The 25863-nt window shown below is 51.3% G+C and carries 16 protein-coding genes; 9 read left to right on the plus strand and 7 right to left on the minus strand.

Features of this window, described 5'->3' with window-relative positions:
- Positions 1 to 20 precede the first annotated feature (20 nt).
- Positions 21 to 734, plus strand: coding sequence for a metallophosphoesterase (locus tag HF324_RS30635; protein WP_168807356.1), 714 nt, complete (start codon positions 21 to 23; stop codon positions 732 to 734).
- On the opposite strand, the gene HF324_RS30640 is transcribed toward HF324_RS30635, so the two are convergent.
- The 5 genes from HF324_RS30640 to HF324_RS30660 all read right to left on the minus strand — a co-directional run bounded on the left by HF324_RS30640 (position 718) and on the right by HF324_RS30660 (position 9691).
- The gene (locus HF324_RS30640; RefSeq protein WP_168807358.1) at positions 718 to 1320 is read right to left on the minus strand and encodes a short chain dehydrogenase; all 603 of its coding nucleotides are present in this window, start codon (positions 1318 to 1320) and stop codon (positions 718 to 720) included. The genes HF324_RS30635 and HF324_RS30640 overlap by 17 nt on opposite strands.
- A gap of 62 nt (positions 1321 to 1382) precedes the next feature.
- The gene (locus HF324_RS30645) at positions 1383 to 2249 is read right to left on the minus strand and encodes an AraC family transcriptional regulator (protein ID WP_168861560.1); all 867 of its coding nucleotides are present in this window, start codon (positions 2247 to 2249) and stop codon (positions 1383 to 1385) included.
- Between the two features lie 78 nt (positions 2250 to 2327).
- Positions 2328 to 3662: a RagB/SusD family nutrient uptake outer membrane protein gene (locus HF324_RS30650; RefSeq protein WP_168861561.1), complete on the minus strand. Its 1335-nt coding sequence runs from the start codon at positions 3660 to 3662 to the stop codon at positions 2328 to 2330.
- An 11-nt stretch (positions 3663 to 3673) separates the two neighbouring features.
- Positions 3674 to 7045 (minus strand): SusC/RagA family TonB-linked outer membrane protein, encoded by a 3372-nt coding sequence (locus tag HF324_RS30655; protein ID WP_220101254.1) that lies wholly within the window; start codon positions 7043 to 7045, stop codon positions 3674 to 3676.
- Between the two features lie 30 nt (positions 7046 to 7075).
- Positions 7076 to 9691: a zinc-dependent metalloprotease gene (locus tag HF324_RS30660; RefSeq protein ID WP_168861563.1), complete on the minus strand. Its 2616-nt coding sequence runs from the start codon at positions 9689 to 9691 to the stop codon at positions 7076 to 7078.
- A gap of 545 nt (positions 9692 to 10236) precedes the next feature.
- Between HF324_RS30660 and HF324_RS30665 the strand changes: the two genes are divergently transcribed.
- The 7 genes from HF324_RS30665 (at position 10237) to HF324_RS30695 (ending at position 23361) form a co-directional block, all read left to right on the plus strand.
- Positions 10237 to 14607, plus strand: coding sequence for a WGR domain-containing protein (locus tag HF324_RS30665; RefSeq protein WP_168861564.1), 4371 nt, complete (start codon positions 10237 to 10239; stop codon positions 14605 to 14607).
- Positions 14608 to 14703: 96 nt separating this feature from the next.
- Positions 14704 to 15321 carry a sigma-70 family RNA polymerase sigma factor gene (locus HF324_RS30670; protein ID WP_168807363.1) on the plus strand — a complete coding sequence of 206 codons (618 nt, stop codon included), beginning with the start codon at positions 14704 to 14706 and terminating at the stop codon, positions 15319 to 15321.
- 47 nt (positions 15322 to 15368) lie between these two features.
- The gene (locus HF324_RS30675) at positions 15369 to 16322 is read left to right on the plus strand and encodes a FecR family protein (protein WP_168861565.1); all 954 of its coding nucleotides are present in this window, start codon (positions 15369 to 15371) and stop codon (positions 16320 to 16322) included.
- A gap of 167 nt (positions 16323 to 16489) precedes the next feature.
- Positions 16490 to 19627 (plus strand): TonB-dependent receptor domain-containing protein, encoded by a 3138-nt coding sequence (locus HF324_RS30680; protein WP_220101255.1) that lies wholly within the window; start codon positions 16490 to 16492, stop codon positions 19625 to 19627.
- Between the two features lie 11 nt (positions 19628 to 19638).
- Complete coding sequence (locus HF324_RS30685; RefSeq protein WP_168861567.1) at positions 19639 to 21060, plus strand: tetratricopeptide repeat protein; 1422 nt, start codon at positions 19639 to 19641, stop codon at positions 21058 to 21060.
- Positions 21061 to 21071: 11 nt separating this feature from the next.
- Complete coding sequence (locus HF324_RS30690) at positions 21072 to 22415, plus strand: alkaline phosphatase family protein (RefSeq protein WP_168861568.1); 1344 nt, start codon at positions 21072 to 21074, stop codon at positions 22413 to 22415.
- Between the two features lie 400 nt (positions 22416 to 22815).
- On the plus strand, positions 22816 to 23361 hold the full coding sequence (locus HF324_RS30695) for an RNA polymerase sigma factor (protein ID WP_168861569.1): 546 nt from the start codon (positions 22816 to 22818) through the stop codon (positions 23359 to 23361).
- Positions 23362 to 23384: 23 nt separating this feature from the next.
- Here the strand turns inward: HF324_RS30695 and HF324_RS30700 are convergent, their stop codons facing one another.
- Positions 23385 to 23609 (minus strand): hypothetical protein, encoded by a 225-nt coding sequence (locus HF324_RS30700; RefSeq protein ID WP_168807369.1) that lies wholly within the window; start codon positions 23607 to 23609, stop codon positions 23385 to 23387.
- Positions 23610 to 23857: 248 nt separating this feature from the next.
- Between HF324_RS30700 and HF324_RS30705 the strand changes: the two genes are divergently transcribed.
- The gene (locus HF324_RS30705) at positions 23858 to 24745 is read left to right on the plus strand and encodes an ankyrin repeat domain-containing protein (RefSeq protein WP_220100647.1); all 888 of its coding nucleotides are present in this window, start codon (positions 23858 to 23860) and stop codon (positions 24743 to 24745) included.
- A gap of 44 nt (positions 24746 to 24789) precedes the next feature.
- Here HF324_RS30705 and HF324_RS30710 read toward each other — a convergent pair whose 3' ends face one another.
- Positions 24790 to 25644, minus strand: coding sequence for a hypothetical protein (locus HF324_RS30710; protein ID WP_168861570.1), 855 nt, complete (start codon positions 25642 to 25644; stop codon positions 24790 to 24792).
- Positions 25645 to 25863 lie beyond the last annotated feature (219 nt).

The raw sequence follows: 25863 nt of genomic DNA on the forward strand, positions 1-25863 counted from the left end.
ATAAATTAGTATAATACACTATGATTATCATCGGCGACCTCCACGGCGGCTACCCGGAACTCCTCTCCCGGATCAAAAAATTTAAGCTGGAAAAAACCACTTTCATTCAGGTGGGTGACTGGGGACTTGGTTTCCAGCCTGTAAGTCACGACCTGAAAGCGCTTTCGCAAATAGACAGTTTTATGCGCAGCAGTGGCAACCAGCTGCTGATCATCAGGGGGAATCATGACAACAAATGGTTCTGGGACCAGGGACACACCTTCGGCCTGCAACACATACAGCTGGTAAAGGATTATACCGTGATGGAAATAGCACAGCAGCGGGTATTGTTTGTTGGTGGCGGTATCTCTATAGACCGGCTCAACCGAACGGCAGGCAAAACTTACTGGCCCGATGAAGAATTAGTGTATGATGAAGCATTGCTACATGCAAGCTGTCAGGCTGGTGTGGATATCGTCATTAGTCATATTGCGCCGCGGGAAATTTGGCCTTATACCTACAACGAGGTGGTACAGCACTTTATCGCGAAAGAACTCTCCAACGGCCATGACCTGGCTGCTGATCTTGAAAACGAGCGGCAGCTGATGAGCCGCATTTATCATAAAGCTGCCGCTGCGGGATGCCATTCATGGTACTATGGTCATTACCATGAATCACATACAGAAGAAAAAAACGGTATTGCTTTCAGGTGTGTGTCTGTCATGGAGCTTTATGACGCTATTCATACACCTTAATAATCCTGCCATTCACGGCGCCTTCCACACTGAGCAGATAAGCATTCACCACCTTCTGCATCGGTACCAGGTTATAACCGGGAAACAGCGCCCCGTAGCGCGCCCCGCTGTCTTCTACCAGCCCGGGACTTACGGCATTGATACGCTGGTCTCTTTTCAGCTCCTGGGAAGCGCCCAGCACAAAACTGTTGACTGCCCCGTTGACCATGGCCACGCAGGTGCCGTTTTTTGCCGGCTGCTCCGCCGCCACGCCCGATGTCAGGGTAAACGAACCACCTTCGGTGAGATAATCTTTCCCGATCAGCACGAGGTTTACCTGTCCCATTAATTTGCCCTGGATACCTGCCGTCATATGTTGCTGACGCATGGTGCCGAAATCGCCGTAATAACCGGTCCCGGCAGTGCAGATGCAGGCATCTACGGTCTTCAGTGCTTTGAACATGTCTTCGATGGAAGCTTCGGAGGTGATATCCACCCGGATATCGCCGCTGCTGCGGCCGGCAGTGATCACCTCGTGCCTGGGAGCCAGTGCTGCGGCTACTGTTTTGCCGATGGTACCATGACCGCCAATCAGTATTATTTTCATGCTATTGAGATTTATAACACAAAATTATACCGGGGCACAGGCAAACGGATAGTCCGGACGGCTCAATCCATCGTCATTTCGGCTCGCATAGCCTGGGGAGTATGCCCGAACTTCTTTTTAAAAATGCGGATAAAGTGAGAAGGGTTGTCATAGCCGCATTTGGCGGCAACCTCTCCTACGGGTAGCCGGGTGTTGTCCAGCAGCAGGCGGGCGTGCTGCAGCCGTTGTTCATTGATCCACTGCCGGGGCGGCATGTGGTACAAACGCTGGAAGTCGCGCTTAAAAGTAGCCAGGCTCCGGTTCGTCAGGCTGGCCAGGTCCTCAAGGGTTACCGGCTGCAGTAGGTAGTTACGCATCACCTCGTCCAGGTCTTCCGGCTCGGTGCTGAGGGCGGCGGTGATAAAATCCACCACGTCGCGCCGGTGTTCTCCGTTCATCAGCAGCAATAATATTTCCCGTTGCTTCAGGGCCAGCAGCTGGCTGGTATATGCCACCGGCTTGTCGAAATAAAGGCGCAGATGGGCTTTAAATGCCTGTACCAATTCGTTGCCTTCAAACACGGCATAAGGAGCCGTAGATGGCGACTTGCTGTAGTGAAAAAACGGCTCTGCAGCCATACTCTTCAACAGCTTCACCGGCAAAAAAAGCATCAGGGCTTCGAAGTCCAGTCCCTCTTCTATGTATTCCGCCATCACGTAAATCCCTTTCTTCAGCAGCACTACCGTATCCGGACCGGCCTCCACTGTGGCTTCCGGCAGATGCAGCAGTTTCACGCCCTTCGTTACGAATATGAGGGAGTGCTCCGTCACAAAAACGGTGCGTTTACCGGCAACGGATTCCTGCTTCAGCTTGGCGAAGATTTCGCCGTTACCGGTGAGGAAAGAGGTGTCGGCGGCAGGAACGGATATGGGCGGAAAGCGGTGAAACATGATGTCGACAAATATACATAAAAAAGCCCCCGGTTTATGTACCGGGGGCTTCCTCACTTGTCCGTATATCTTTTACCGTTACTCTGCCAGCAGCGGGTTACCTGCGATGGCGTCTGTCGGTATTTTGACGGTATAACGCGGATCGCCGGCTTGCAGTGTCACCGTCCTGCCTTTTACGGTGTGCACGATCTGCGGCTGTGTGGTCCTCCGGAGGTCAAACCAGCGGTGCCCTTCGAAGGCCAACTCACGGAAACGTTCGTCCTGTATTTCTTTCAACAGGTCGTTGCCGGTAAGTAAGGCGAGGCGGGCAACTTCCGCCTGATAGAATTCCGGCGTCAGACGGTGCTTCTTCAGCTCGTTCAGGTAGCTGCGGGCCTGGTTAGGCTGATTGAGGTGCGCAGCTGCTTCTGCAGCAACGAGGTACATCTCCGCTACGCGGAAAGATTGGCGGAAGCTGTTATGGTTACTTGTTTTCAGAATGATATTATTCTGTTTGCTGTCTTTGCCGTAAAAAATCTTCAGGCGAAGATCACCGGCAGCATCATACAAAGCATACAACTGGTCCGACACAAAAGCGGTCTGAATGGCATTGCTGGTATAGTGCTGCTCCAATGCCTGGAGAGACTCGGAAGAGCTGTACATAGTAGGCAGCGTACTGCTTTTATTGAAATCCACCAACACAGGTTTCTTCTCCAGCACCGCTTTAGCGGCCGACAGTGATTTGTCCCACTGGTGCGTGTAGAGGTACACTCTTGCCGCCAGCGCCAAACCAGACAGCCTGGAGAAACGGTAAGAAGCAGCCGTTTCAAACTGATCGACATTCACTAGTTTAAGTCCCGCTTCCACGTCAGCTATCACCTGATCATAGGTTTCTTTGACGGTATTCCGCGGAGTGGCCTTCTGCAGATCTACTTTGGTGATAACCGGTACCGCTTTGTCGGCAGCGGCAGTAGCTTCATTATAAGGCTTTCCGTACAGGTTGGCCAGGTTGAAATGAGTATAAGCCCTCAGCAGATAGGCTTCTCCGGCCAGCTGGTCCTTCTGCGCCTGCGAGCCTTCTGTAGCAGCGCCTATCGCATCGATGATGTGGTTGGCATAAAATATCTGCTGGTAATTAGCCCTCCAGTTATAGGTAGAGATACCGGTGCCAACGTTCTCCTCCCAGAAGTAGTTCGGCTTCAGCTGGTTCACATCGCCGGAGCGGCTTTCATTCATCTTAATTTCATCACTGCGGTAAGAGACAAGACCTTTATCATAAGTAACGATGGTATAGGCCCCATCCATCTCCTGGCGAAAATCTTCCACCGTCGTAGGAACGACCTTCCCTACCGGTACGATGTCCAGGTATTTCTTACAGGAGGAGAAAGCAGTCAATGCTGCCATCAGTCCGGTGGTGTATATTACTTTACGCATGTGTTACGGTTTTAGAAAGTGGCATTCAAACCAATGGTGAATGTTTTGGGAATAGGTTGTGCGTAGATGTTACCCATGGTCTCGGGGTCCATATAGCCGTCATAGTTAGCGCCAAACACAAACGGGTTGCGCACCTCGCCGGTTACTTTCAAGCCTTTCAGGCGAATACGGTTGCACGTCTCTTCCGGCAGGCGGTACCCCAGGGTGATATTACGTACACGCACATAACCGGCATCCCGTATCCATAATCCCAGGTTGGTGTACTGGTAGTATTTGTCTCTGAGCCAGTTGCCCAGCAGCCTTACATCTTCCGGTGTCTGAGGGCCCGCGCCAAACAGGCCGGGATACTGTCCGTTCGGGTTGGAAGGCGTCCAGCGGTCAAGAATAGCGGAAGAAGTATTGGCGCCACGGTCAAAGTAGATAGGGTTGAACGGCGGCTGTACCTGCACTTTCTGCCCCAGGTTGAACAGCAGTCCCACAGACAGGTCGAAACGTTTATAGGTGAAGTTGTTATTAAGACCTCCGGTATACAGCGGGTCTATATTTCCCATGTTGCGGAACAATGCACGCTGCTCCTCGTTGGACAGGCCGGAGTAAGGGAACAGGCCGCCCAGATCAGGATCACCGGCGAAGTCATCGCCCAGCTTCAGCAGCTCGGACAAAGACATGGTTTTACCATTGTGGTCCACCATGATCATACCGCGCTCATTGAGACCGGCGTAGTCAATGCCCCAGATAGTTCCGGTAGGATGGCCTTCCCTGGAGGGGAAGTTGGAGTTGTCGGCCAGCGTCTCGCGCAGCACGGTATTTTTGTTATAGGAGAAATTAAAGTCGGTCGTCCAGCGGAAATCCTTACGGATGATATTCCGGGTGCTCACACTTACTTCTACCCCGCGGTTACGCATCTCTGCCCAGTTTACGGCCATGTTCTGAAAACCCGTTTCTAACGCCAGCGCATATACATTGATCAGGTCTTTACCATGACGGTCATAGTAATCGGCTGTAATGCTGACCCTGTTTTTCAGGAAACTCAGATCGATACCGATGTTTTTGTTGATCGTCTTCTCCCAGCGGAGCTTGGCATTGGGAGGCGTCTCCACCCTGATCACCTGCACCGGATCGCCGGGCAGAATAGGCACATTGTAGTAAGTACCCATCACAAAGGGCGAAGTATTTTTGTCCACATTGCCCTGCAAACCGTAGGAAGCACGCACATTCAGCAGATTGATGAAACGCACACTCCGCATAAAGGGCTCTTCCATGACGCGCCACAGGCCACTCACAGACCACAGCGGCAGGTATTTATATTTAGGATCTACGCCAAACATATCCGAACCGTCAAAACGGATACTACCGCCCAGTGTATAACGGTTATTCAGCGTATAGCTGCCCGTACCAAAGAAAGACACGAACGCGTTCTCCACATAGGTATTCCTGTTGTTATACAGGGCTTTCGCTTCATTGTCATTCTGGAATTTGATCGGAATAGTGGTCAATGTTTTGGGATCGTAACCATAACCGGTAGTGGTCTGGTATTTATCCTTCACCCTTCTCAGCTCATTACCCACCATGAAGTTGAACTCATGATTTTTATTCAGGTTAAAGCTATACTCCGCCATCGTTTTAAGGGTATACTGCTGCATGTTGCGGTTGTTGTTGGTGATAACACCACCTTTAGGCAACAGGGTCCGCTGTGTACCGGTAACCGGGTCGAAGCGCATGTTCTGGTCCGCCAGCAAACGTACGAAATAAGTATTCCCAAGAGCTATCTGCTCACCGGTAGTAATGTCGGATTGAATACCCAGCTGGGAACTAACATGCAAACGGGGAATCACTTCGTAATCCAGTTTGAAGTTGGTGTTCACAGACTGCGTTTTCAGGGTATTGCTGGTATTCTTACGCTCTTCCAACAGGTTGAAATCAACGATATTCTTGTCGCCGCCGATGTTGCGGTCGTACACATAGTTGCCATTGGCGTCATACACCGCGGTATAAGGATTAGCCAGGCGGGAATACTGCACCGGGTTGGTATTACCTCCACGATTGGTATTGAAGGATGTCTGCGTACGCTGATTAGCGAAGATGCCGGCAGAGAATTTCAGCTTATCGGTAATATCGTAATCTGTTTTCAGCGTGATGTTATACCGGTTAGCGCCGGTACCGATGGTAGCGCCTTTTTCGTCGTAGTAACCTCCGCTGAAATAATACGTGGACTTATCGCCGCCGCCGGACACGCTTACGCTGTGCTCCTGTGTGAAAGCGCTGCGGAAAATAAGATCGTTCCAGTTGGTGTTGATCCCCCTCAGCGCATTGATCTCGCTACGCGCAGCCGGATTGATCCCGTCAAAGCCTTTGGACGAAAGATCCCCGGGTGTTACATTGTACTTGTTGAGAATACGGGACACCTCGCCGTTGCCGGCGCCAAAGGTATAGTCGGACGTAAACAGGTCCAGCTCCAGGTTGACCTTCTGATCGCTGTTCAGAAGGTTAAGGCGGTCCAGGTCCGGCTTCTGCGTAAACGTAAAATTGTTACGGTAGTTAACGGACATCCGTTCGCTTTTCTTACCGGATTTGGTGGTGATCACAATCACACCGTTGGCCGCACGGGCGCCATAGATGGCGGTAGCCGCCGCGTCTTTCAGCACCGTAATGCTTTCGATATCGGAAGGGCTGTAACCGGCGATAGCAGTAGTATACAGCTGGTCGATGGACTTGGCGTCTTCGGCGGTAGGCAGATTGGTGCCTTCAATCGGCAGTCCGTCGATAACCCACAGTGGGTCCTGTGTACCCTGCAGGGAAGATGTACCCCGGATACGGATTTTAGCCGCCTGGCCCGGCGCGCCGGACTGCGGCGTAATAGCCACCCCGGAGAGCTGCCCCTGCAACATCTGCTCCACGCTCATCACACCGGCCACTTCCACTTTATCCATGCTGATCTTATCGATAGCGCCGGTAGATTTATTCTTTTTGATGGTCTGGTAGCCGGTGAACACAAACTCGTTGAGGTTTTTACCAGTGGAGGACAGTGCTACTTTATAGTGGTTGCTGGCGGTGAGGCTCAGCAGTTTGGTTTCGTAGCCCATATAGCCGATGGTCAACTGCTTTACAGACAGGGAGTCCGGCAGCTTCAGGGAGAACTCCCCTTTTTCGTCCGTGATCGCACCAATGCTGATGTTTTCGATCACGTTCTCCGTACCGGTAGCGGTGCCGATGGTTTTATTGCTGGCATATACAGACACGCCCGGCAAGGCTTCGCCGGAAGCGGCGTCCACGACTTTACCCTTTACGACACGCGGGGCAGTTTGCGCCTGCGCCAGGAAAGGGGAAAGACAAGCTGCCAGCAGCAGGCAAAGGACTTTCGCCAAAATCTGATTTTTTTTCATGGTTGACAGATGTACAGGTTGATGATTGATTTATTTGTTGTTCAGCGCCTGCTGCATACGGATGACCAGGTCATTGTAGTGATCGGCGGTAGCGCGGTCGCTGGTGTTTTTGCGGCTGTTGAGCAGCTGTATCAGGCGCACCATTTCGCCTCTTTTGGCGCTAACGGCGTCCGATACACGATGAATAGAGAAATATTGCAGGTTGCGGGAGGCGCGCTCTGCTTCTTTCTGCTGCGGCTGCAGGGCAAAGGTGCAGAAGCGGTCCGTGGCTGCCGGTGCAAATTCTTCCTGCAGCTTTTTAGCGTCCGGACGGGCCACGGATTTGTCGATGCTCACAATCAGCGCGTCTACAAAACCTTTCTGGCTGTTACGCTCGAAGATGTCCAGCGGCTGGCCTTTGATGGTTTTGGCAAAGAGGCCGTTGTGCAGGTCGCGCATCAGTTCTGATACGGTATAGGCAGCGGAGCCGTTGGCCGCTTCGTTCTCCATCATACGCGACAGGCGCTCGTCGCGCAGCAGGTCGTAGAAGAAGAAAGACTGTAACCCTTTGGCATATACGAGTGCGCCATATTCTATATTTCCGATGGGGCTCTCCTTGATCGGATAACTCTTAGCATAGATCTCATTTTTAAACAACCATGCCGGTGTGTTGAACACCTCTTCCAGCAGGTATTTCACGGCTTCCTGCTGTTTCTTTTTAGGTACATGCACATAGCTGTTCTGTTGCTGGCCGAATACGGTAGGCGTTACATAGATGCCACCCACGGAGGCCATTACGTGATACCCGTACTGGTTCCACTGGCCGATAGCGCTGTTGAGCATTTTACCGGCTTCATCATAGGTATGGCCTTCTTCGCGGGTCCAGCTGAGGATCTGCGGCACAATGCGTTTCAGGTTCTGCAAACCGTAGCGGCTGGCTTTCACGGCATCGTTGCCCAGGTCTTCTATCTGTGCACGCGGATCGATGGCGTCACGGATATCCTGCTGTTCGCCGAAAGCGTAGAGCGGGTCATTTTCGTGTGCGCGTAACTGTTTGTTCAGCTCCGGCAGCTCGTCGTGCGGGTTCTGGCCGGTATAACGGTAAGCCCAGCCGATGGCGAATTTATCGTACACGCCGATGGCGGGCGTAATTTGGGTCACGTTGTCTCCCGGCTGCGCCACATAGTTAAAACGGGCGTAGTCCATGATAGACGGCGCGGTGCCGCCCATGCGGGAAGTAAATCCGGGAGAGCGCAGGGAGTCCACGTCGAAAGCGTAAGAGCTGCCCATGTTATGCTGCAGGCCCAGGGTATGGCCCACTTCATGGCTGGATACAAAACGGATGGCATGCCCCATGAGGGAATCGCTGAAGTGGTTGCCACGGGCGCGCGGATCGATGGCGCCAGTCTGAATGCGTATCCAGGAATGGAGGGTGCTCATCACGTTGTGCCACCAGATGATGTCTGCCTCGATAATTTCACCGGAGCGGGGATCTATCACAGAAGGCCCCATGGCATTGGCTTTGGCGGAAGCGGCGTAGGTCACCACGGAGTAACGGGCATCGTCGCCGTCGAAGTCAGGATCATCTGTCGGCGCATCTTTGGCGATGATGGCGTTTTTAAAGCCGGCAGCTTCAAAAGCTTTCTGCCAGTCTTCGATACCTGCTTTGATATAAGGGCGCCACTGAGCGGGTGTGCTGGCATCTATGTAGTATACGATCGGTTTTTTAGGTTCTACCAGTTCACCGTTTTTATACCGCTGCATATCTTCCGGTTTGGGTTCCAGCCGCCAGCGGGTGATCAGCTCCCGCTGTTCCAGTTTGTGCTGCGCATCGCTGAAATACCAGCGGGGCGTGGTAAAGAGGCCTACTCTCCTGTCGGCGAAGCGCGGCTTCATGGGCTGTTCGCTGAGCAGTACCAGGTTGGTGGTGGTTTCGATAGACACCTCCACTCCGGTGATTTTTGCCGTCAGTTCAGATTTGGCCACTACGTTGTCCTGGAAGGATTTGATGCCACGGATGCGGGACAGGTCCTTAATAGGAGAACCCGGCAGGCCCAGTGATTCAAAGACGTTATTGATACTGCTGGCAGAACCGTCAAACAATTTAGAGACGTTCACCACGAAGGCGGAGGTGTCTTTGTTATAGGCTTCTATCTTAAACTGATCAATCAGGGACGGGATAAAGTTATCCGCCACAGACTGTGCGATAGCGTTGTTGGCGGGAACTTCCAGGAAAGGGTTCTGCTTACGCAGGAAAATTTTATTCAGCAGGGTATCTCTTTCAAAGGTGATCACCATATTGGCGTAGTTCATCCCTTTGTTGACACCCGCTTCGTTGAGCTGCTCCGGTACTTTGGACAGTTTGTTCACGACCAGTATCTGGCGGCCGGCCAGCTTCAGGGGTATCTCGAAGTAATAATCCGTCTTTACCCGGTGCACCTTAAAAAGGCCGTCTACCGTTACGGCATCCGCCGTAATCACTTCCTGGTAGGGTTTCATCCCTTTGGTGTCGGGCTTCTTTTTGGCGGTCGTGTCGGCAACAACAGCAGGGGTTTTCCTGCCGAAAAGCCAGCCATGTTTTTTTTTCGATTGCGCCATTACATCGGCAGATGTAACGAGGGCTACGCATGGCAGTAGCCATAACAGTTTCCTGTAATTAGCGTGCATAGATAGGAGTTATTAAGATTGTACAGACAATAGTTCAGGGAATAACAATCCGGCCCGCTGCTACAGGTACGACTGAGGTAATGAAATGCCACAGCAAAGCCCAGCGAGGGCCGGGCTACAAAGGACGAATAACAGTCTTGCTACAAGTATTGGGTGCTGTTTATTTCAATTTGGGCACAGGCAATCTCTTTACAAGCAAAATGGTTTCCCGGTTAACATTTTTTTAACCTTGAGGGCGCAAAATTATTGAAAAGTATGCTTGTAACCGTTTTTTGTAAGATAACTTTTAATATAACCCCGAAAAAACGATGAGAAGTAGCCACAGATGGGCATCGCCGTTCATAACATTTTTTAAAACGTTATAGAAACCTGTTGCTGCTATCCTACGCCGATTCCCCTGAAAATGCCCGTTTCCCGGGATTTTTTCTATGTCTTTTATACTATCTTAGCCCCGTTGTGAACCCGTCACCTATGTTTCAGTACCCCAGCCCCTACCTTGAAGTTGTGGTCCGGAAACTGCCACAACGGAGAAATGAAAACACCACATGAAAAAGAAATTTATCTATCAGGACGACAAGTCGCACAAATTCTGGGACATTACGATCAGCGGAACATCCCTCATTGTTACTTTTGGCAAGGCCGGCACACAAGGGCAAACACAGGCGAAGTCCTTTGCCACGGAAGACGAATGCCGGACAGCTGCCGATAAGCTCATTGCAGAAAAAACCCAAAAAGGATACCGCCCGGCGGAAGAGGAGGCACTACCCACCAGCGATTTTCATATACCGGCGCCTATGTATGACGATATCCTGGCCATGGCAGCCTACCTGGAAACCCATTGGCCGGAGCTGGTGGTGGAAACGCCCCCCGTTTCCGACGCGCATATCCGGAAAATGGAAATCACGTCCGGTTTGCTTTTCCCGCCGGCCTTTATGGCTTTCTGGAGAAAGAAAGGATACTTCTATTTTGAAAAAGACGAGTTCCTCTGCTCCGTATACGCTTATAATGACAATGCCGAAAACGCCACCACGCTGTTTAACCTGTTGCAGTATTTCCTGAAAATTTACCGCTGCGAAAGTGAATGGCTGAAGCAGGAGAAAATACTCCTGTCCCACTGCTGGATGCTGGGCATGATCATGAACGATGAAGAGAAATGGTTTTTCTTCCTCGATCCGTTGGCGAACGTACACCGGGTGTATATCCAACCATCCTTCACGGAGGTGAATGATGAAATATTGTCCGCCGCCTTTGCGCCATTGATGGCAGAGAAAGCATATTACCAACTGCCAGCCGCTGAAGAAGAGGCGGTGGAAACAGAAAACACGGCCGAAGAGACGGTGGTGGAAGAAAAAGACGATGACGCGGAAGCCCGCGCCTTCATAGCACAACACCGGCTGGAACAGCTCTCCTACCAGGAGGTGCTGGACAGATTAGGCGCCGAAGTATTATTTGACTACTGGGACTCCGACGATTACGACCCCGCCGATACCAACTGGAGCACCGAGAATTATGAATCGGAGCGCGATTTCTTCGAAGACAGCCACCCCCTCTATTTTTGTGAGGGAGACCTCAATATCGACGGCGACCTGAGACTGCCCAACAGTTATATGGGCTTGCTCGTCGTAAAAGGAAATATGAACATCCGCGGGCAGGTGCCATCGCAATCACCCTATTACGTGACGGGCAACAGTACCATTGATTTCCTCAACCTGGATGCCTTTCAGAAAACGGTCGGCACAGAAACCGTACGGTATATAGCCCTGGCCATGGGACAGGATGACGAGGTGCTGCATCGTATGCCACGCCGGAAAATAAACGCGCCTTATTTCTTCTCCTGGTTTTACAACCTCCACTGTTTTGACTTCGGGCCGCAAACGCTGATAACGGCCATGTACAACGAAGACGACCTGTCGGCTTATAATACGGATAACGCAATGCTCACCTGGCATGAATACGCCTGCGCTTTCCGCCCGGAATTCTGGAGCGCTATCAGTGAACAGTGGCACGATGTATTCACAGTCCGCACTTTAGCCATGTATGAAGCCCTGCGCAACAACAGCCCTGTACTGCTGGACGGTGTTACGACTAAGGGAATTCAGCTGGTCCGCGAAGGAGAGCGCCTTTACCGGCAGGATGATTTTGCGGGCGCCTACCAGAGCTTTAAAGAAGCTGCCGCGGTGTCTCCGGGCTACTATTGGGCTTACTACCACGCCGGCAACGTGCTCTATCACCAGAAAGCCTACACGCAGGCGATGACCTTCTTTGCCAAAGGCATTCCGCATACCCCTGAAAAAGTGGAGTACGAGGTTGCCTGTATGCAGGAAGCGGCGCTATGTGCTGCAATTACAGGGGATAACGATAACGCTGTGAAGTGGGCCGACATGGTCCTGCAAAAGTGTCCTTCCGCCCATTTTGCTCTGCGGATCAAAGGAGAGATACTGATCCGCCGGCAGCAGCCGGAGGAAGCGAAAAGTATGCTTGAACAGTCAGTCGGTATTAAAAGTATCTTTTCCAACAACTGGTTATTGGGGTTAGTCTATCATCTTCAGGGAGATGAACAACAGGCCGATAAGTACTACCGGGCTGCCTGTGAGAAGAACCAGAAAGCACGTCCTTATACCGAACATACCGACCTTGCCTATATTTACGGCACGCCCGTTACCCTAAACTGGGATGCCGGTAAACCCGCTGCTACCGTAAAAGACCAGGCCTACTGGGACCAGTTTTTTGCCGACGCCATACAGCAACAGGGGCCGGACCTGCACAATAAAATGTGGCATAAGCTCACCACCATCCCCGGGCAGTATCGCAGCGGGAGCATGCTGGAGGCCCTGATGCAACACCAGTATCTTGGGGAATATGATGTGGAGGGCGACCTTATCCAGTACTTCGGCAAGGAACTGATCACACCGGCAATAGCCCTGCTGGCCGTCAGCCGGGCCCACCCCTGCCATTATCAGCATATCCCGCCTGTATTGCTCACCGATGCCATTTTTAAAGCACACCCGGCAGGCATCGACCTTACGTATGTCCCGGAAGAAAAAAGGACATACGACCTCTGTTTCCTCGCCGTCAGCAATAACCAATACAACTACACGCTTGTACCCCAGGCCTTCCGGGACGAACGCATGAACATCGCCCTGATCGCCGGCGGCGTACTGGGTAATTCATCCGGCAAGGTGCTGCCGTCGAAATACTATACCAGCGAATATATACAACAGGCTATCGACCTGGGCATACACGTTATAGAACGTATCCCCGCGCAATATGTGGATAAAGCAGTATACGATTATGCCGTTGCCAGGTACGGCCAGCAGCCGGAATGGCCTTTCATCGTGGAGCAGTTTGACCGTCAGCGCTGGCGTTATGGTTCCCGGTACGACATTGCATGGCTCGGCAAACTGATACTGCATCATGGAATGGACATCTTTTGGCGTATACCCCGGGGAACTGTCGACCAGCAAAGCTACCAGTACATTAAAAAACATCTCGGCGATCAGCCCGGCTTTAAGGAGAAAGTGAAACAATATGGCTGGGATACCCGTATGGACGTTGCCTTTGAAGCTGCCCGGGAATTTGATTACGATACCTTCAGTAAAGTATGGGCCTGTTTCTGGGATGAAGATTTCATCATCGGCGCCCTCACAGCCCACGAGCCGAATTCCAGCGAAAGGATCTACGGGGTGCCGCCGCAGTACCTCACTCAGAAAATCTGTGATATCGCCGTTAAACGCAACGCTTACGATTTCCAGTTTGTGCCGAAGCAGTTTGTCACGCCTGCCATGTGCGAAGCCGCCTGCTCCCAGCACTATGGCGCCGCACTGGAATATGTGCCGCTGGCCATGCGTACGGAGAAAGTATGCAGCCTGGCGCTGGAACGCGATGCAGAAACGATCCGCTTTGTGCCGCTGGCGCTGCGCACCGTGCAGCGTTGCATGCAGGTAATCATCAACAACACCACCTATCTCAAATTCGTTCCTTATGAGCATTACACGGAGGTATTCACCATCCTGCTTCAAACACAGAAGGCACGTTTGTATGAAGACATGATGCTGGTCAACCTGGGACTTGGCCTGATCCATCAACACCAATATGCCGATGCCCGCACGCAGCTGCTGGCAGTAGAACGATCATCAGAGGTACGCGACCACAACCAACACCAGGCATTGTATTATACCGGATGGAGTTACTATCTCGAAGGCGACAGCAAGCAGGCCACCGAATACTGGCGCCAGGCGCAGGATATCGCCAGGACCCGTAAGATCGGCAAAGAACACTGGCTCACCTTTCCCTACGATAGCTTCCAGCTGCCGCCTGTAAGCGATGTGTATGAATTCAGCCGGGATGATTTCAGCCACAACATGCGGGAAGCAGGTTTGCTTATCGACAGCAATAACTACCTGCCGGCGCTGGAACTGCTGGCACAGGCAGAGAAACAGCTACAGGATGCCCAATGCACGGAAATGTGGCTGTGGGCACAGGTATGGGACCATCAGCGCTATGCGCTGTATGAAGCCGGTCAGCAGGAAGCCTCACTGAACGTATGCCGGAAAATGATCGCCGAACTGGGTAAACTCACCCTCTGGGATTATCTCGAAGAATACACCCCTATCCGTGCTGCCTTACGTAACGCACATAACAGCCTGGCATACCGTTGCTACGAAACAGCGCAGGACCTGCAGCAGGTAAAAGAAGGGTTACAACATATCAGGACCACGATGAAAACGATCTCCCCGATTGAAGAGAAAAGTGCGCTGTCCCCGTTCTATGAAACGCAGGCGCTGCTATGGCACAAAGCCATGCAGTTTGACACGGCCTACCAGAAAGACTTTCAGAAAAGCATGGAGAAAATCGATAAAATGAAGCTGAAAGAAAAAGGATTTCTCAGCGATGATTTCGCGGAGAAAGTAAAATAGACATTATTAAAAAACACTATTGAATGGCTTTTAGTGAATACTAAAAGCCATTCTTAATATTCAGTTCACATCTGCTGTCTAAGTTTGCTTCCGGATATGGAAAAGCTAACGGACCATCGGTTGTTATTATTGATTCAGCAGGGGAATCACACAGCTTTCACCACCTTTGTCAACCGCTACTGGGAAGATGTCTATACCTATACGAAGTCGCGGATCAGGCAAGGGGCGGATGCCCAGGATATTGTGCAGGATATTTTTATCAGCTGCTGGAACAACCGCGGGCACCTGCATACCGGCGCCAACGGCCGGCTTACGGCCTATCTCTACCAGGCTGCCCGCTATGCTATCATCGATTACTTTTCCAGGCCGGGGGTGACTATTTACAACGATATACTGCTGGAAGCCGCGGCTGACAGACAGATGGAAAACAATGCCGAAACGCAGCTCTACCTGAAAGAGCTGGAACATCATATCCGGCAGGAGGTAGATCAGCTGCCGGACCGCCTTAAAATGCCTTACCTCCTGAGCCGGGAAGGTAATCTGAGCCTCAAAGACATCGCACAGCAAATGTCGCTTTCCGAACAAACGGTGAAGAACAACATCACGCTGGCGCTGCGCATCCTGCGCACCCGGCTGCATGGCAATGAACATTATCTCAGCACCTTCCTTTTACTGCTGACTATTCCCTCTTATAACAACTTAATAATTCCGTAACACAACATTGCGGTACTTACCGTCCTCCGGGGAGATTCTCTCCTTGTATGGACCATCCGCAACAACATCAGGGCGGCGCCAAAGCGCTGCTGGCAAAATACCTTCAGGGCAACGCCTCTCCTGCAGAAAAGGAGCAGGTGGAGTACTGGTACAGTACCCTCCGGGACCCTGCTTCATCTGCATTATCTCCCGAAGAACGGGCGGTATTGCAACAATCAATACTGCAGCATGTCATCCGGCAAACATTGCCCGCAAAACCGCTTTATCGCCGGGCATGGCTGCGATATGCCGCGGCAATAGTATTCACCGCAGGTGTAGGCGGATGGCTCTACACCCGCTACCAGCCGGCCCATCCCGCCATCGTGCAAACAGGCGTGGGCGCTACCAGGCAGATCACTCTGCCGGACAGCAGTGAGGTGACGCTCAACGCCGGCAGTACCCTGCGCATAGCGGCGCACTTCGGCCGGCACAACAGAACGGTCACGCTGGACGGCGAAGCTTTCTTTGTGATACACCCCGATCCGGCGCACCCTTTCAGGGTGGAGCATGGCCCGCTGACCACCACGGTGCTGGGCACCGCTTTTAACGTCCGCAGCTATCCCGGCGGAGAAAACGCCACGGTGGCCGTTACCAGCGGAAAAGTACAGGTAGCGGCAGCGGGCAAAAATTATGTTCTGGCAAACAACGAGACCCTGCAATACAACAACAGAAGCGGCCTCGTCATCCAGGGCCATGAAGACACCACCCTGACAGGCCAGTGGCGGCATGCTATGCTGGACTTCAACAGCTGCACGCTGACAGACATGGTAGCGGAACTGCAACGGCAATATCCTGTCCGGATACAGCTGCACACCACCCCTACCGATACTGCCCATTACAATATCCGCTTCCGCAGGGAAAACATTCACAACATCCTCGATGTATTAACCGGTCTTACCGGTATTACCTATAAACAAGAAAATGGACAAATCATCATTTACAGTAAAACTTATGCACACTAGTCATTAGGTCAACAAAAAAACCGGAAGTGCTACCAACACCCCCGGCTTAGTTCCTGCGCCTGTTGGAAGGCACAGCATTTTTAACGAATCACATTAAAAACACTACAAAAATGAGAAATTTTTACGCCGGTTGCGTCAAGCCGGTCAAAACTCTTTTTTCCTTAAAAATGAGACTAGCACTCTTCTTCGCGTTCCTTTCCACTTCTATGGCCTCCGCCGCGCACATAGAAGGCCAGTCCATGGAAAAGATCAGGGTCGACATCCGGGCGAAAGATCTGCCGATGAAAAATGTACTGCAGATGATCGAAAAACAATCATCGCTCACCATCGGCTACGACATCAGCGCCATCCCTGCTGAAAGTAAGATCAGCTACGCGGCCAGCGGTAAAACCGTGGCCGTCGTGCTGAGGGAGCTGCTGAGCTCTTTCCCGGTCAATATTGTACAGGTGAATGACAAATACCTGCTGATACAGCCCAACGGCCGGCAGCAGGCGGTAAAGATCAGCGGCCGCATTACAGACGCTAAAACCCATGAGCCTTTACCAGGCGTCAGCATCAGTATCAAAGGCAGCTCCTCCGGCGCTCAGACAGACGTGGAAGGCCGCTTTTCGCTGGGCTTTCCGGCCGGTAAGGAAGAAATCACGCTGGCGGTTTACTTCGTGGGCTTTAAGAAGAAAGAAATAGCACTGAAGCGGGATAACTGCACCGGCCTCAATATCCAGCTGGAAGAAGACCGCCTGGGCCTCGATGAAGTAGTGGTAACAGGACAAGGCGTAGACATAGCCCGCCGCCGCCTGTCTTCCAACGTTGTCAGCATCGGCGCCCGTGACATAGAAGATGCACCCGCCACGCGGATCGACCAGTTACTGCAGTCACGCCTGCCCAACGCACAAATCAAGCTCACCGGCGGCCAGGCAGGCGCTACTTCCATCATACGCGCGAGAGGCGTTAACTCCGCCTTCGTGAACTCCACACCCATCATCTACGTGGACGGTGTGCGTATGGACAATCTCAACACCGTGTCCGCACTCGGCGGTGGCAGCGCGCAGGGCGCCGCTATCAGCGCCATCTCCGACATCCCGATGGAGAATATTGAGAAGATAGAATACATCAACGGCGGCGCCGCCACCACCCTCTACGGCTCTGATGCGGCCAACGGCGTTATCCAGATCTTCACGAAAAAAGGAGGAGCAGGCAATGTGGCGGTCAACGCGGAAACACAAATGGGCATTGAAACACCCACTGCTGACTTCCTTCACTTCAAACGCACCAAAGACCTCCTGATGCAGAATGGCTTCTACCAGAAACATCATATCGGCCTCAATGGCGGTCAGGATAAATTCGGCTACAGCTTCTCCGGCAACTATCTCAATACACAGGGCACCGAAATATTCGATCAGAACAGCAACCGTAAAATCGATTTCAGCACCGGCTTCCGGGCTGGCCTCGGAGAAAAAGTGACGTACGAAAGCTCCTTTACCTACGTCAACAATAAATACAAGCGTAACCGTAATGGTAACCAGGGCGGCTATACGGGGCTGTGGTTTACGGAGAGCGGCGCTTCCGCCATCACCGGACCGAAATTTAATCCGAATATCGACGATCTCTCCGATGCCGAATTCCAGAAAATGAAAGATTATGTCCGCGAAGCAGAACGTTTGCAGGACAACGATATCACCGTCAACCGTTTCCAGACATCCCAGTCGTTTAAATACCGTCCGCTGAAAAACCTCGTGTTTAAAGCTACCGGCGGTATCGACTATCGTGTTCAGAAAAACCAGGTGATCACCACCAACAAATACCTGTCTTTCACTACCGGCAACCCGGTAAAGGACCAGGGCAGCATCACCAACAACGATCGTAAATACCTCGGCATCACACTGGAGCTGAACGGACAGCACGAATGGAAAACAGGCCAGTTCTCCTTCGTTACCACCGCCGGTACGCAGTTCTTCCGCAATGAAGATCAGCAGATAGCCTACAACGGCAGCAACATCCGCGATGGCGCCAGGAATATCAAAGACGCCGCCTCCAAAACCAGCGATGAGTTCTACCTGGAAGTGGTGAACTATGGTATCTACCTGCAGGAAAACATCGGGTTTAAAAATAAACTGTTCCTTGATCTGGGTATCCGTGGTGATGGTAACCCCGCCTTTGGCCGAAACATCGGTATACAGTACTACCCCAAAGTTGGCTTCTCTTATATCCCAAGCGCAGAGCCCTGGTTCGCCCGTCTGGAACAGGTGCTGTCTTCCGCCAAAGTACGGGGCGGTTTTGGCATAGCGGGCAACCTGCCCACAGCCTTCGCCAATGAAAGAACGATCGCTTTCCAGGGCTATAACAGCGATCAGGCAGCCTTCTTTGGTCAGCCGGGCAACGATAACCTGAAACCGGAGAAAACACAAACGCTGGAAGCCGGTATAGACCTGGGCTTTCTGAAAGACCGCCTGTTGATATCCGCCGGTTACTACCATGCGGTGACCAAAGATGCCCTTTTCTATGTGCCGCCAACTCCGTCCACCGGTCAGTCGCTGTCACAGCTGTACAACGTCGGCAGGATACTGAACCGAGGCTGGGAACTGAGCATCACCGCTATCCCGGTAGACACCAAAGACTTTACCCTTCGCCTGAATGCTTCCGCCAATACGATGTACAATAATGTGGAAAGCGCCGGTGGCGTGGCGCCGTTTAACATCAACGGTTTCAGCGCCCGTACTATTCAGACGGTAGTACAGGAAGGATATCCCATCGGCTTCCTGCGCGGCAACTACGGCGTATTTGGCCCTGATGGCGTGTTACAGACCACCACTGCCCAGCAGAACCTCGGCACCACTATCCCGGACCTTTTCGGTAGCCTGGGCCTGAACCTGCGTTACAAACAATTTAATTTCTTCGTCAACGGTGATTATCAGAAAGGCGCTTATGCCAACTCCTTCGACCGCCAGTTCCGGTTTAACTATGGTGCGGGCACCGAAGGTATCCCACAGGCTGAAATCGATAAAAACAAGCGGAGCAACTGGCTGAACTTCACGAATATGTTCACCGAAAAAACCGATTACCTCAAGATCAGGATAATCGGCTGCAGCTACAGCTGGAAACCGGCGATGTTCAACAAAGTGATCAAATCCGCCACCGTAAGTTTCTCTGCCGTAAACCCGCTGAATTTCGCCGCCTCTTCCTTTGATCCGGAATCTACCATCAGCGGCAGCGCGCAGGGCCAGGGAGGCGCCACCACCGGCGGTATTTCCTATGCCACCTATTCCGCGCCGCGGCAGTTCTTAGGCACTTTACGTTTAAACTTCTAAACCTGTCAATCATGAAAAAAAGATATATCACCGCTGCCCTGTTTGCAGGTATGCTCGCTATGGACAGCTGTTCCGTATTAAATCCGAACGTTACAGAACCGGTGTTCCTGGAAAACCCCAATGCCGCCGCCAGCTGGGTGACCGGCTTGCGCAGGCAGCTGGCGCTGACAATGAACCAGGTGGTAGTGTCCACAGAACTGGTGTCTGACAACTATTACAACAACCGCACGCTGAGCAGTAAAGTATTTGACATTCCGCAGATCGATTATTTCGATCTTGATGTCAACAACCTGCAGATACAGGTACAGCGCCTGCGGGAGATGTCCGAGTATGGCCTTAACAAAGTGTTGCCCGCCGACCCTGCCGCCACCGCAGCAGATTCCGCAGAAGTATATTTCAGCAGCGCCTTTGCACATATGCTCAGCGGGGAGTTGTTCGTAGCGCTTCCGGGCAGCGCGGGCGGCCCTGTATTAACGCCGGTGGAACATCTGCAGAAGGCAGTGCGCCAGCTGGACCAGGCGATCGCTTTAAGTAAAAACGCGGCAGAAACGGCCGCCTATACGCTGCTCAAGGCAAGAGCCTACTACGCGCTCGGCGACGCAGCCAATGCCGCCAAATTCGCCGCCGCCGCTATCAGCAATAACGGCACGTTGCTGCGCCAGGTGAAATATGATGGTGTGAACAACATCCCCAACGACATGCAAACCTACCTCTTCTCTTCTACCAACAATGAGTTTGCGCCATTGCCCCGGCTGGACTTCCTGGACCCGAAATATTTCCACACCGGCCTGGCAGCCAATGATCAGAAGCCTGTGACCATCGTTAAAGCAGAAGAAAGCTGGCTGATACTTGCAGAAACACAGATCGCCGCCGGCAACCTCACAGAAGGCCGTCATTCACTGCAACAGCTGTTACAACTGGTGGCCAACCGCCCGGCAGTGATGGTGGATGATAAAAAAGAAACCCGCAATGGAGGCAACCGCACCGATTACCCGCTGAAAGCAGTACAGGTAAAGTTCGATGCTAACGACGCCCCGCGCAGCAACTATGTGCTGGACAGGCAGGCAGGTAACATTAAAGTATATACGGTGTCCGGCACGATGGTAACAGGGGCAGACCTGGATGCCGCCATCACGGAAGACCAGCTGTTGTACATGCTCTACCGGCTGCGGCAGGAAATTTTTATTGCAGAAGGCAGGAGGATGACCGATCTGGGTATCAAATTCCCGGTGTCGCAAACCGAGCAGCTCAACAATCCGAACGTAAAACCGGAGCACCTGAAAGCGCAGATCCCGTCCTTTATCCCGCTGGGCCGCGGCATGGACCATTTCACCTATGATAAAACCAATGGCGTTGTTACCATGAAGTTCGACATGAATGCCGTGCTGGTAAAGAATAAACACGCCAAAGAAATTTTCCCCTTCATTCCTTAAAAGCTATCATCATGAAAAAAATATTCTTCTTCGTAGCTACTTTACTGTTAACGTTCACCGGCATCATGGCGCAACAGGCCAAATACGTGGTGCTGATCAGCATTGACGGTTTCCGTCCTGATTTTTACCTCGACCGCTCCTGGCCGGCGCCCAATATGCAACGGATGAAAGAGAAAGGCGTACACGCCACCGGTGTAACAGGCATCTTCCCGACCATCACCTATCCATCCCATACCACCCTTATCACGGGCGTAAAGCCCGCCAGGCACGGCATCTGGTACAATACCCCCTTCGAACCCGAAGGGGCCAGCGGCCGCTGGTATTCTGAGACCAGTCATATCAAGGCGGAAACGCTCTGGGACGCCGTGGGCAAAGCCGGGATGACTTCTGCGTCCGTATCCTGGCCGGTGTCTGTCGGCGCCCCGATAACTTACAACATCCCGGAGACCTTCTCCCTGAGCAACCCGGGTGACCGCAGAGCGCCTACCAGCGAGCAGTCCACCCCCAAAGGCCTCTTCGAGGAAGTGCAAAAGAATGCCACCGGCGAGTTACAGTCCACCGACATGAACCTGCGCTACCTCGGTATGAATGAAACGCTCAGCCGCATGGCCGCCTACCTGGTCCGTCGCTATAAGCCCAACCTGCTGACCGTACACCTGCCCTGCACCGATGAAGTACAGCACCGCGAAGGACGGGAAGGTAACGCCGTAGCCACCGCGGTGGCTTCCGCCGACCACGGCATCGGCACCATCCTCGAAGCCATCGAAAAAGCCGGTATCAGCGACAGCACCGCTATCATCATCACCGGCGACCATGGCTTCGTGGACATCCATACTTCCCTGTCGCCCAACGTGTGGCTGGCACAAAAAGGCCTGGCCGGCACCAAAGAAAATCCGGGCAGCTGGAAAGCGCTGTTCCACAGCGGCGGCGGGTCCACCTTCCTCAAACTGAAAGATAAAAACGATCAGAAAACACTGCAGCAGGTAAAAGCCATGCTGAACGAACTGCCAGAAGGCATCCGTAAACAGTTTCGCGTGATAGAACAGCCTGCGCTGGCAAAGACAGGCGCCGACCCTGACGCCATGCTGGCACTCACCGCCGTGCAGGGCATCGCCTTCTCCGGCAACAAAGAAGGAGAAGCGGTAAAAAAAGCCCGTGGCGGCGCACACGGCTACTTCCCCGATTTCAGGGAGATACAGACCGGCTTTATCGCCTATGGCGCCGGACTGGGAGAACATATAACCGTTCCCGTGATAGAACTGACAGATGTGGCGCCGCTGGTGGCCAAATTATTGGGGATTCCGCTGAAAGAGGCAGATGGGATGGTATATCCCGGGGTGATGAAAAGCAGATAACGTCTTTACAACAGCACATCAAAAAGAGAGAAGGTCAATAACCTTCTCTCTTTTTTTATTATAGACAACTGATTAGGACTTCTACTGATCATTACATATGATATATCAGGCAAAAATTATGTTATTGATTAGTTAATCATTTTTATACAATTTTTATCTGCTAACAGGCATGCAATTACAAGTTGAAAAAAAATTTACTCCGGTTAAACCGTCCGATTAAACCTCACGTATCTAGTATATCACAAGAATTTTTTTTATGCAGAAACCAAGATCAACCATTCTTACAGATGAGGGACCTATGATAAAACATAGACCAAAGGGATGTTACAATCGAATGTAAAAGATTGTAAATCGTCCGGGTATCATTTTTTTCATTGTTTTATCCCGTAGCATTAATACTTTGAAAAATTCAAACAACACACCAAAACACCCATTTGCTTCCCTGGAAGACAAAGCGCTGGGCGCGGCATTTGACTCCCTTTATGACCAGTATTCAGGAGCCCTTTTTAAAGCAATATTGGATAAAGTATCCGACCAGCAAATAGCAGAAGACGTGTTACAGGAGACGGCGCTGAAAGTTTGGAAATCTATGGGGCAATATGATGCCGAAAAAGGCCGCCTGTATACCTGGCTCCACCGGATTGCTGTAAATACCGCGCTGGATAGCATTCGGCAAAAAAACAAGAAAAAAAACAGGAAAAACAAGAAGGAAAACGAACCATTGAGCATAGAAAATGTATTAGTTATGCCTGAGATTAAAGACGAAATGGGAATCCGAAAAATGGTATCATCCCTGGATGAAAAGCACAGGGCACCAATAGAATTATTCTATTTTCAGGGCTATACACAGGAAGCAATCGCAAAAAAATTAAACATTCCCCTTGGGACCATAAAGTCCAGGCTGCGCAGCGCGCTGAAAAAATTGTCAAAAGTGCTTACGAGATAACATTGAACCTCCAATCATACATATCAAGCGGAATTATAGAACGCTATCTTATCGGGCTGGCAACAGCGGAGGCGGAAGCTGAAATAGAACAGCTCAGGAAGCTTTATCCGGAGCTGGAGCTGACTATTGCCCAAATAGAACTTGAGTTTGAAAACCGTATGCTGCTCGAGGCCGTAGCTCCTCCGGAAAGACTCAAAATTGAAATTCTCCGGAGAATTATGCATGAAGAGAAGCAGCGATGCTGCCATCACAAAGTTTAATGCCCTTTCCTGTATTCGGTAACTCCCTGTCTCCCTCCGCCAATAATGTTATTCCGGCAAGGGGCATTGCCGTCCCCCTCTGGTAGATGAGCCTGGGTTAAGAATGTGATTATTCCGGGAAAAAGTTTATTTTACACACCAGTCTCTGCCTGCTGTGTGAAAAAGTTAACCTGTTGCGATAGTTTATCCTAACGATACTAAATATGAGATCAACTGTTTTAATACTTATTGCTGTTATGACATTCCTATCTTGCTCAGACTTCGGTTCCAGGTCACGGAAAAAAGTAAACAGAAGCGAATATCCGCCGGATAAAATGTTCAGCGGTGATCAATTACTGGTTGCGCAAAAAATGTTCGATGGTGATCTCAAGGGGATGGAGCAAGTCATTAAAACCAAACAGCTGAATCCCGACAAACTGGCGGAAAAAACCGGGTACACGCTTCTGATGTATGCTTCTCTTATCGAGGACCTGCATGCTATGAAAAAACTGCTGGAGCTGGGCGCTGATCCCAATGTTGTAAGCTCGTACAAGGGATATGACACCCCTTTGGGACATGCTGTCGCGCTTAATCACTACGATATGCTGCAACTGCTTTTCAGCTATAAGGCCAATCCGAATCCCGCTATAGGAGATTCTCCGCTGTGTGATGCGATGATGCTGGGAGGTTCTGAACATACAGAACGAAAGATGATTGACTACCTGCTTGGTCAGGGCGCTGATATCAATCACATCTCCTATGGCGGAAGCAATATTATGGAAGCTGCTATCAGAGACGACCTGGAGCTCGCTTCCTACTTCCTGGAGAAAGGCGGAAATCCCGTCATCGCCGGCACCGGCCTCTGTCCGATGGCAGGTTATATCGAATACAAGGAAAAACAAAAAAAGGACCGCCATTTACCGGAAAGTCCTTACTATGAAAAGCTGGCAGCCATCAGGAAAATCCTTGTTGATAAATTCCAGGTACAGTTCCCCGTTAAAAAGGATACGATTGCTGAAGCAGCACTCAGGATCAGGCTGTACGAAAAATTAAGTCCACGGGACAAAGTGTCCGTCAATTTCAATAGAAATTATGGTGAAACGCTTTATAAGGCTGATCTGGCACGCATAAATGAGCAAAAATAGCTATCGCCGGCACGGACCAATCCGGCAATAGCCGGCAGCAGTCGTCATCGTTGTCGCTGCAACGCTGTTATTTGCGCCTGCTGCGCATCCAGTTGTTTCTTCAGTGAAATAATATACAGGGAAAGTTCTTCCACTTTCTCCATCAGGATTTTATTCATATCACCCAGGTCTACACCGTTGCTTTTTACTTCTTCAGCAGAGGGTACGCCAGGCAGATGCCCCTTGCTGGTTACATACCGCTCCAGTTCTTCAATAGAGGGAAGTTTATAATCGGGCAGAAATACATAATCTGCCCAGCTCTCCTGCGTTACTTTAACTCTTCGGGCGCCGATGGTACCGTCAACAGCCAGTTTGTAGCCCTGCCGGTTATTCGCACCGATAACCACATTTCCCGCTCCCGTTACCGTCATCATAGTGCCGGCTACATTCCTGAGTGTCAGTAAATTCCAGCTGGTACTAACATCATTATCAACGTACAAACCTCTCTTATCCGTATTGGCTGGTTCTGACGCCGTACCAGGCCCTAATAGCGTCACCATGCCATTGCTCCGGAAAATGCCGTTTACATCCAGTTTCTGGCCTATAGAGACGGTACCGATACCAACATTCCCATTCGGAAGTATAGTAACATCTGCATTACTTAAGGAGCCTCCCAAACGGAGGCCATTACCGGTAGCGCCATATAGTTGTGCTCCTGCGCGTGTAAGGCCGATACTGTAGGCCTGCCCACCGGTTGAGGATAGTACACCCAGGCTGAATTCGCCCCTGACGTCCAGCTGCACCGTGGGAGAATCCGTACCAATACCTACTTTTCCGGCAGGAAGCGGGAAGATGTTTTTTTGAGCATAGGTGTTAACACATGTGATTAACAACGGGCCAAACAAATGAATAAATTTCATAGGTCAATTTGATTTCACGAGAAACTAAAAGTAGGTATTTTTTAAATTCCGTACAATTTAGACTAAACGTATTTCGATATCATATATCAGCATCAGTTCATTAATGAGGCTCTCCTGTATGAACTCAGATTGATCTTTTGGAGTATACACGCGTACAACACGTTCAGGCTTCATTATATTTCAAAAAGCAAGGCCGCAGGAATGCGGCCCTATCTTTTG

Source organism: Chitinophaga oryzae (assembly GCF_012516375.2).
GTDB lineage: Bacteria > Bacteroidota > Bacteroidia > Chitinophagales > Chitinophagaceae > Chitinophaga > Chitinophaga oryzae.